The sequence below is a fragment of the Vibrio sp. genome (genome assembly GCF_038138445.1).
In the GTDB taxonomy this organism is placed as follows: Bacteria; Pseudomonadota; Gammaproteobacteria; order Enterobacterales; family Vibrionaceae; genus Vibrio.
In genome coordinates this window covers 1-3,592 of the sequence record NZ_JAYQDQ010000164.1, presented here as the reverse complement: position 1 = coordinate 3,592, position 3,592 = coordinate 1, and the positions used below count along the sequence as shown (strand labels likewise).

At 41.3% G+C, this 3,592-nt stretch carries 3 protein-coding genes; 1 reads left to right on the top strand and 2 read right to left on the bottom strand.

Features of this window, described 5'->3' with window-relative positions; genetic code table 11:
- Positions 1-19: 19 nt before the first annotated feature.
- Entirely contained in the window at positions 20-403 is a 384-nt protein-coding gene (locus AAFM34_RS20595) for a hypothetical protein (RefSeq protein WP_341666091.1), read from the top strand.
- 70 nt (positions 404-473) lie between these two features.
- On the opposite strand, the gene AAFM34_RS20590 is transcribed toward AAFM34_RS20595, so the two are convergent.
- Both AAFM34_RS20590 and AAFM34_RS20585 read right to left on the bottom strand, forming a co-directional pair.
- A complete protein-coding gene (locus AAFM34_RS20590) occupies positions 474-1,664 on the bottom strand; it encodes an amino acid aminotransferase (protein WP_341666089.1) in 1,191 nt (396 codons plus the stop codon).
- A 202-nt stretch (positions 1,665-1,866) separates the two neighbouring features.
- Positions 1,867-3,363 carry an HD domain-containing phosphohydrolase gene (locus AAFM34_RS20585; protein WP_341666087.1) on the bottom strand — a complete coding sequence of 499 codons (1,497 nt, stop codon included), beginning with the start codon at positions 3,361-3,363 and terminating at the stop codon, positions 1,867-1,869.
- Positions 3,364-3,592 lie beyond the last annotated feature (229 nt).

Sequence of the window (3,592 nt, the reverse complement as noted above, 5' to 3'; positions counted from 1 at the left end):
CAGCTCTTAAAAGATGGCTATGCACTGGCGGATTTATGAGGGGATCCCTCAGGGCATGGCATTGAGTTATTCGCTGGAAGATAACTGGGATATAGTTGCGGGCGTAAAAATAGGCTATGTATGGTCATCTAAAACCAATGATATTACTGACGAAAAAATTTTTAGTGATAATGAGGTTATGTGGGGTGGTGATATAAGCTTAAAATACGAGATAAGCCAATACTGGCAAATGTCGTTAACAGGAGAGTTAAGACGCAGCGATATTTTGGATGAAGATATCTTTAATATGCGTGCAGATTACCAAATAAATGAAATGTTTGTGATTGCAGGGCTATACACTCACAAGAACTACGGCAAGACTACGACGAATGAAGTGGGTATTAGCCTGAAGTATTTTTATTAATTAGCCACTGCTTCTGGATGTCCGTGAAAAAAGGCCAGTTGATACTGGCCTCTATACAATAATATTTTAGTTACAGAACAGCAGCTATCGCTTTGCAAAGTGGCAGCATGTTTGAACGAGTCATACCTGCGACACTGATGCGCCCAGAGCCGACAATATAAATGCCAAACTCGTCTTTGAGGCGATTGACTTGTTCTTTTGAGAGGCCAGAGAATGAGAACATACCATTTTGGCGTTCGATAAAACTGAAGTCTGCGTCCACACCTTGTTCTTTAAGTGTTGTGACGAAAAGCTCTCGCATGTCTTGGATACGGTCACGCATTTCTTTCACTTCTGCTTCCCACTCCGCACGTAACTGTTCGTTATCGAGGATGTGCGTAACGACTGCACTACCGTGAGCGGGAGGATTAGAATAGATTGAGCGTATGATTGCTTTTACTTGAGAGAAAGCAGTTGTTGCAACATTTTCTGACTCAGCGACTAGGGTGAATGCACCCACTCGCTCGTTATAAAGTCCGAAATTCTTCGAAAATGAGCTTGCGATTAAAATTTCTTTGTTATGTTTAGAGAAAATACGCAGGCCTTGTGCATCTTCTTCCACACCTTTGGCAAAACCTTGGTAAGCGAAGTCAAATAGTGGTAATAGCTGTTTAGAAGAGATGAGTTTAGCTAGGGTTTCCCATTCTTCGCTTGTAGGGTCAATACCTGTCGGGTTATGGCAACAACCATGTAAAAGAACAACATCACCTTTTTCTGCGCGTTCCAAATCCGCTAGCATGGCAGAGAAGTCTTTGTCTTTTGTTTGGGCGTTGTAATAGCTATATTGTGCCGTCTCCAAACCAGCTGCGGCAAACACGGCATTATGGTTGGCCCAAGTAGGATTACTGATCCAAATCTTTACATCGCCTAGTTGGCGTTTGATGAACTCAGCCGCGACGCGTAAAGCACCAGTACCACCAGGAGCTTGAGCTGTTTTGGCAAGCTTATTGGTTACGATATCAGCGTTACTACCAAATAAGAGCTTTTGTACCGCTAGACCATACTCGGCAGTCCCCTCGATAGTCAGGTAAGATTTGGTCTTTTCGTTCTCTAGCAAAGCAGCTTCTGCTTTTTTTACTGTTGTCAGTACAGGGGTTTGACCTTGTTCATTTTTGTAAATACCAACACCAAGGTTAATTTTGTCTGCACGAGAATCGTTTTTGAACTCTTCAGTTAGCCCGAGTATTGGATCGGCGGGTGCAGCAGCGACTTTTTCAAACATAATGGTCATCCGTGTTAATCGAAAGAAGGGATAGTAATAGTGTGCTTATTTATACCTTATCTAGGCTTATGGAAACAAGATTGGCAGGCAATAAAATGCATAATTCAAGTAACTTTGTGTCGCTATAATTAGAACATGGCTAAAAAAACTAAAATGCAGAGATTTCTGCGCATAAATCTAAGTCATAGAAATACCCGCTTTTCTATGCTTGAGCACGCATTTCTTCCTCGGCCTGAGCGTTTTCTTCTCGTTCAATACGTCTGTATTTATCGGCAATATCGATAAACTCTTGTTCTATTGCTAAGAACGCATCAACAATTTCAGGATCAAAGTGTGATCCGCGCCCTTCGAGGATAATGGCTTTGGCCTTTTCGTGCGAAAAAGCTTTTTTGTATACACGTTCACAGATAAGTGCATCGTAAACATCAGCAATTGCCATAAGTCTTCCTGAAATTGGTATTTCTTCTCCAGCAAGCGATTTTGGGTATCCACTACCATCCCATTTTTCATGATGAGTGAGGGAGATTTCTTTCGCCAGACGCAGGAATGAATTGCTACCAAGGTGCTTCTCAGCAATTGAAAGGGCATTAGCGCCAATTTCTGGGTGGCCTTTCATGATTTCGAATTCTTCTTCGGTTAATTGACCTGGCTTAAGTAAAATGTTGTCAGGTATACCGACTTTGCCAACATCATGTAAAGGAGCAGATTTATAGAGTAGCTCTATATAACTGGGAGTCAGTAGCTGGTTATGTTTATCAAACTGACTGAGATAGGTGGCAAGGGCTCTTACGTATTCTTGGGTCCGTAATATATGAGCTCCGGTTTCGGTGTCACGGGATTCAGCCAATGCAGATAAAGAAACAATCGCGACATCTCTTGTCGTCTTTACTTCATCTTGGCTCGATTGCAAACTATCTAACATGTGGTTGGTAAGAGAGGCCATTGAACCAAGCTCGTTATGCTCAAAAACAGGTAAACGTTTTTCAATGTTTCCTTTGGTCACTTCAAGTAGTGAGGATTCTTGAGAGAGTAAAATCTGGCGAGCTAATTTGGCCCAAAGAACAAGTATAGTTACAACGTAACATGTCATCACTGCCGAGATATACAAAAACTCTTTGAGCACACTGATGGTGCCACTGCCGTCGAGCAGGCGATCGGGGTTGTGTTCCAGCCAAAAAATATCTTTTACCGCTACCATACTAAGCAAAGCTGTTAACGTAATGATTAATGCGGTGATCATGATAGCCATTTGTTTAACGATAGATTGGCGTTCTCCACTGAGTTTGAATATTTCAGCATTATTTTTCATCTTGGCAAAATGTTCTATTTTGCTTGAGAGTTGTAGTATTAATCCCGACAAGAAGCCAAATAAGGTCATCCCCAAGATCACTTTAAAGTTACTATCTAGCCCAAAGCTGTAGTAGACGTTATAAAATAGCGCTAGTGGAATTGACGCCATAAAAAATAGAGTGGAGTCGAGTCTTGCGTGATTTTGTTCCTTGATTAGGGGATTGTGGGCAAGTAAAAAATGTCTAGTAAGAAACAGCAATAAGAAAGTTAGCCCAATATGGGTAAAAATTTCTTTAGAGGTAAGGCTTTCTAAAAAGGGACATACCCGTCCACCGTATAACGCAAAGACCACACCTGCAATTACATACAGCTTAAATGTTAGCGTTGCGTCATAGTTTGAATTTAACATATTCAGCCCTTCCTTAGCTGTCATTTGCCAAATATAGCAAATGAAAAACTACCCTAAATTTATATGACCAGATGTGATGATGACTTCTTTCATCATACGTTAGCTTATTATACAAACCACTGGTTTGGCGTGAGATTTTAATGTGCAATATCACCCAAACCTAGCAGATATGCCAAGCACTGAGGGATCCCCTCATAAATCCGCCAGTGCATAGCCATCTTTTAAGAGC

What these genes read in the sequence shown, in the direction of transcription:
- AAFM34_RS20595 (WP_341666091.1), top strand. Translation starts at nt 20, where the DNA reads ATGCACTGGCGGATTTATGAGGGGATCCCTCAGGGCATGGCATTGAGT.
- AAFM34_RS20590 (WP_341666089.1), bottom strand. Translation starts at nt 1,664, where the DNA reads ATGTTTGAAAAAGTCGCTGCTGCACCCGCCGATCCAATACTCGGGCTA.
- AAFM34_RS20585 (WP_341666087.1), bottom strand. Translation starts at nt 3,363, where the DNA reads ATGTTAAATTCAAACTATGACGCAACGCTAACATTTAAGCTGTATGTA.